This is a genomic window from Streptomyces sp. NRRL B-24572, from assembly GCF_002156145.1.
Lineage (GTDB): Bacteria > Actinomycetota > Actinomycetes > Streptomycetales > Streptomycetaceae > Streptomyces > Streptomyces vietnamensis.
In genome coordinates this window covers 1-4,358 of record NZ_MWIG01000398.1, presented here as the reverse complement: position 1 = coordinate 4,358, position 4,358 = coordinate 1, and the positions used below count along the sequence as shown (strand labels likewise).

The 4,358-nt window shown below is 70.0% G+C and carries 6 protein-coding genes; 3 read left to right on the top strand and 3 right to left on the bottom strand.

Translation table 11 applies throughout. From position 1 onward, the window contains the following. A partial coding sequence (locus tag CCN56_RS23240; RefSeq protein WP_086829660.1) for a GntR family transcriptional regulator occupies positions 1 to 687 on the top strand: 687 nt, incomplete at its 5' end. Here the strand turns inward: CCN56_RS23240 and CCN56_RS23235 are convergent. Next, the gene (locus CCN56_RS23235; RefSeq protein WP_086829658.1) at positions 629 to 1,444 is read right to left on the bottom strand and encodes an MBL fold metallo-hydrolase; all 816 of its coding nucleotides are present in this window, start codon (positions 1,442 to 1,444) and stop codon (positions 629 to 631) included. The two genes, CCN56_RS23240 and CCN56_RS23235, sit on opposite strands and share 59 nt — an antisense overlap. Before the next feature lie 127 nt (positions 1,445 to 1,571). On the opposite strand from CCN56_RS23235, the gene CCN56_RS23230 reads away from it, so the two are divergent. Then, a complete protein-coding gene (locus CCN56_RS23230) occupies positions 1,572 to 2,021 on the top strand; it encodes a lamin tail domain-containing protein (protein WP_086829656.1) in 450 nt (149 codons plus the stop codon). Between the two features lie 45 nt (positions 2,022 to 2,066). Here CCN56_RS23230 and CCN56_RS23225 read toward each other — a convergent pair whose 3' ends face one another. Together CCN56_RS23225 and CCN56_RS23220 are read right to left on the bottom strand one after the other, a co-directional pair. Then, a complete protein-coding gene (locus CCN56_RS23225; RefSeq protein ID WP_256962102.1) occupies positions 2,067 to 2,651 on the bottom strand; it encodes a DUF4231 domain-containing protein in 585 nt (194 codons plus the stop codon). 39 nt (positions 2,652 to 2,690) lie between these two features. After that, entirely contained in the window at positions 2,691 to 3,215 is a 525-nt protein-coding gene (locus CCN56_RS23220) for a flavoprotein (protein ID WP_086829654.1), read from the bottom strand. 215 nt (positions 3,216 to 3,430) lie between these two features. Here CCN56_RS23220 and CCN56_RS23215 point away from each other — a divergent pair, with 215 nt between their 5' ends. Further along, a complete protein-coding gene (locus CCN56_RS23215) occupies positions 3,431 to 3,724 on the top strand; it encodes a hypothetical protein (RefSeq protein WP_041129037.1) in 294 nt (97 codons plus the stop codon). The last annotated feature ends 634 nt before the right edge of the window (positions 3,725 to 4,358 follow it).

Genomic DNA, 4,358 nt, shown 5'->3' with positions numbered 1-4,358 from the left:
ATGAGGTCGTTCGCGCCGGGCGATCGTCTCCCCGGCGAGAACGACCTCATGACGACCTACGATGTGGCCCGCATGACTGCTCGCCAGGCCCTCTCCGTGCTGCGTACGGAAGGGCTCACCGAGGCGCGCAAGGGTGCCGGGGTCTTCGTCCGGGCCTTCCGCCCGCTGCGCCGCCGGGGCATCCCGCGGCTGGCCGGGGAGCAGTGGGGCAGCGGCCGCTCGGTCTGGTCGGCGGACATCGAGGACCGGGAGCTGGTCGTCGACCAGGTCGAGGTGGGCGAGACGGAGGCCGGCGACCGGGTCGCGGAGATGCTGAACCTGGCGCCCGGGGCGCCGGTCTGCGTCCGCAGCCGCCGCTTCGTGCTCGACTCGAAGCCGGTGCTGCTCTCGGTCTCGTACCTCTCGGCCGAGCTGGTACGGGGTACGCCGATCACCGAACCGGACACGGGTCCCGGCGGCACCTACGCGCGGCTCACGGAGCTGGGACACCGGCCGGTGCGGTTCCGGGAGGAGATCCGCTGCCGGATGCCGACGGCGGAGGAGTCGGACCGGTTGTCCCTGGAGTTCGGGACGCCGGTGGTCCTCATCGGCCGCACGGCGTTCACGGGACCGGGGATGGCGGTGGAGCTCAACGAGATGACGTTGGACTCGTCGTCGTACGTCCTGGAGTACGACTTCGACGCGTAGCAACGGCCTCGAACCGCATGCCGGGGTCGGCGTGGACGACGTCGCCGGGGAACTCGGCGGCGGCCCGGGCGACGGCGTCCGCCGGGTCGGTCCCCGGGCCGACGTGGGTCACGACGAGGCGGCCGGCGCGGGCTTCGGCGGCACTGCGTCCGGCCTGGGCTGCCGAGTGGTGCCCGGGCACGCACCCGTCGGCCTCGCAGAGGAACAGATCGCATCCGAGGGCGAGTTCGACGAGGGAGGAACACGGCTCACAGTCCCCGGAGTACACGAGGGAGGCCCCTCCCTCGTCCTCCACGCGCAGGGCGAAGGCGGGCAGACCGCCGTGGTCGACGGCGCGGGACCGGAGGGTGAGCCCCCCGACGCGTACGACGTGTCCGTCGTGCAACTCCTGCACGCCGAAGGCCTTTTCGACGGGACTGCGGTCGGGTCCGTTCGTCAGGAAGGCGGCGAGGCGATCGGCGATGCCGGGCGGGCCGAAGAGGGGCACGGGCAGCGGAACGTCGAGCCCGGCGTACAACAGCCCGTAATAGTAGGTGAGGAGATCGGCACTGTGGTCGGCGTGGAGGTGGGAGATCCACACGGCGTCGACCTCGCCGAGCGCCACGTACCGCTGGAGCTCGGCGAGGGTGCCGGTCCCGGCGTCCACCCAGAGGCGGACGCCGCCGCCCTCGACGAGGTAGCCGGAGCAGGCGTTGCCCGGCCGGGGGAAGGGGGTGGCGGACCCGAGGACGGTGATCCGCAACGAGTCGCTGCCCATGCGCCGAGTCTAGGCCGAGCTTCCGACAACTGGCCGGAACTTGTGCAGGAAAGGTGAAGAGCGTGCGTATTCTGTGTGCCCGCCGGGGCCCATCGGCGGGCTCCCGGCAGAGAACTGAGGGACATTCATGCTTCGCGTACGCACGCTCGCGGCCGTGGCCGCGGCCGCCGCCTCCGGCATCCTGCTGCTTCCTTCGCAGGCGCAGGCCGCCGGCTCGGTCCACCTCTACAAGATCTACTACGACAGCCCGGGCACGGACAACCGGTCCAACAGCAGCCTGAACGCCGAGTACGTCCAGATACGCAACACGACCGGTTCGGCGGTCAACCTGCGGGGCTGGACGCTGACGGACGCGGCGAGCCACAAGTACACCTTCGGCAGCTTCACGCTCGGCGCGGGCAAGATCGTGACGGTCCGCACGGGCCGCGGCACGAACACCTCCGCGAACGTGTACCAGAACCGTGCCGCGTACGTCTGGAACAACGACAAGGACACGGCGACGCTGCGCCGGTCGAACGGCACGAGCGTCGACACGTGCGCGTACAACTCGACGCGGGTCGACTACAAGTGGTGCTGACGGGTCACCGCGCCTGACGGCCCCCGGGCCCCACAGGCCTGCTGCTCAGGAGGCCTCGCTCTCCTCCCGAGCAGCAGGAACCCCACTCTCACTCTCACTCCCGCCACCGCCGCCTCCGCCTCCGCCACCGCGCTGCGGCTGCTGCACATCGGAGTTGACCTGACCGCCGAGGGTCATGACGTTCAGGGTCGCGGAGTTCTCGTTGGCGATGGCCTTCTCGACGCGGGCGACGAGAACGGAGAACGCCTCGCGCCTGCCCAGGCCGTGGTACGGCCCGACCTTGGTCTCGAAGTAGACGCGCTCGTGCCCGAGGAGCTGCTCGGTGGACCGGTAGTTCTTCCACTGCTCCCGATAGCGGTAGACGCTCTCCAACGACACGGCGGCGAGGACCACGACGCTCAGCACCGTGGCGGTGACCCGGGCGAACCCCTGGTCCAGATTCACGAACACCGGGACCAGCGCCCCGCCGACGACGGACACGGTCCGCATCCGCAGATGCATCGCCTTCATCCGGGTCGCCTTGGTGTCGTACCAGCCCTGGTACTGCGCGAGCCTGGTCTCGATGTACCGCTGCGGCGTCATCTCACCGCTCTGCACCCCTGGTTCGGGCGCGTCCCCCAGCTCAGCCATGCCGGGAGTACACCCGCAAGGACGAGTGCACGTCAACTCTCAGCCGACCACGACCCGCTCGCGCACGGCATCGAGAGCGGACCGCCACGGAAAACGCGCCGCGTCCCCCCACTCCGGCTCGCCCTCCCCGTACAACACCGAGACCCCGACCCCGCGCAGCGTCTCCACGGACCGCTCGAACTGCGGGTGCTGGGCGTAGGCGGCACTCAGACACGGCACGGCCACCATGGGGATCCCCTTGCCGATCCCTTCCGCGGCCACCCCGACGACGAACTCGTCCACGATCCCGAGCGCCCACTGGTTGACCGTGTTGAAGGTGGCCGGCGCGACGAGAACCGCCGAGGCCTCCGGCCACGCGCCCGGCTCACCGGGCAGTTCGTAGTCCCAGCGCACGGGATGCCCGGTGAGCACGGCGAGCCCGTCGAGCGACCCGGCGAGCCAACGGGCCGCCGTAGGGGTGAGCCCAAGACAGACGTCCCATCCGTCGGCCTGTGCGCCCTCGATGACACGGGCGATATCGAAGACGGGTTCGGCGGCGCCGGCAAACAAGTACAGAGTGCTCATCCCCTCATCCGATCACACCCGCCCCACCCGTCCACGCCCTCACCGACCCCACCAAAAAGACAACCCTTACGTCCGACAGCGGCAACTCGCCACACGAGTCGCAACATCACCCGCCAGAGGGGCATCCCCTCACTCTGAGAACTCGGTCGATTACTTACGGCTAGGCTCGCGGGCGTTGCCGCAGCCACGCGGCGGACCGAGAGAGGGGCATCCACATGGCCATCATCGTCACCTTCGAGTTCCCCGACGCCGGACAGGAGCTCTACGACGCGGTCATCGACCGCGTGACCGATGGACAGGGCTTCACACAGTTCGCGGACCTGCCGAACCCAGGCCTCATCTCCCACGCGGCGGGCCCGGTCGACGGAGGATTCCGCGTCACCGAGGTCTGGGAGAGCATGGAGGCCCTCGAAACCCACGCGAAGACCTTCGGCCCGATCCTGACCGACCTCGGCCACGCCGACGTACAGCCCACGATCATCCCGGCCCACAACGTCGTCGTCCGCTAGAGCCGATCGCCCCGGCCCACCAGGTCCGGGGCGACACCCTGCGGACCGAGAGCAAGACGCACCGCCGAAGCCCCGAGCGGGACCGCCGTCAGCCACTACCACCAAAGGCCCCGCAGCGAGGAGCTGCGAGGGCCATTCCCTGTGGGCACGGACGGTTCCGAACCGCCGGCATCTCCTTTGTATTGATCCGAAACGGTTCGGGTTCTGAAGGAGGCGCAGGCTGTGAATGTGTCCCTTTTATGACGATTCAGCAAGGGCTGGGGGCAGAACGTTTCACATTGGCCCATGGGGTTGCGGGCGGCTGTGGGACGGCCGCCGCCATAGTGCGTCCTGCTCCCGTCCCGTCTGCCGTCGACCCACACACCGTGGAGCAGGCGCGGGTCTGCCTGGGTCGACGGCAGACGGGACGGGAGCCCCCACCTCCACTACGACCCTGCCGGCAGACGCCCACGAGCCCCCTCCATCCCGGAGCCTGAGCGCCCCCGCCGGAGGCATCGTCTTGAGCCGCACTCGCGTACCGCCTCGGCCGCATCGTGGTTCGTCACCCATCAACCCGAGCCGTAGGCGTGCGGCCGGCGGCCGGGCTGGAGCGGGGGGAGACAGGAGCGCAGGCCCGGGCGACGGGCCGCGCGCG

Bases quoted from the DNA above. Each gene is read 5' to 3' on its own strand.
- CCN56_RS23235 (WP_086829658.1), bottom strand. From the start codon at position 1,444: ATGGGCAGCGACTCGTTGCGGATCACCGTCCTCGGGTCCGCCACCCCC.
- CCN56_RS23220 (WP_086829654.1), bottom strand. From the start codon at position 3,215: ATGAGCACTCTGTACTTGTTTGCCGGCGCCGCCGAACCCGTCTTCGAT.
- CCN56_RS23230 (WP_086829656.1), top strand. From the start codon at position 1,572: ATGCTTCGCGTACGCACGCTCGCGGCCGTGGCCGCGGCCGCCGCCTCC.
- CCN56_RS23225 (WP_256962102.1), bottom strand. From the start codon at position 2,651: ATGGCTGAGCTGGGGGACGCGCCCGAACCAGGGGTGCAGAGCGGTGAG.
- CCN56_RS23215 (WP_041129037.1), top strand. From the start codon at position 3,431: ATGGCCATCATCGTCACCTTCGAGTTCCCCGACGCCGGACAGGAGCTC.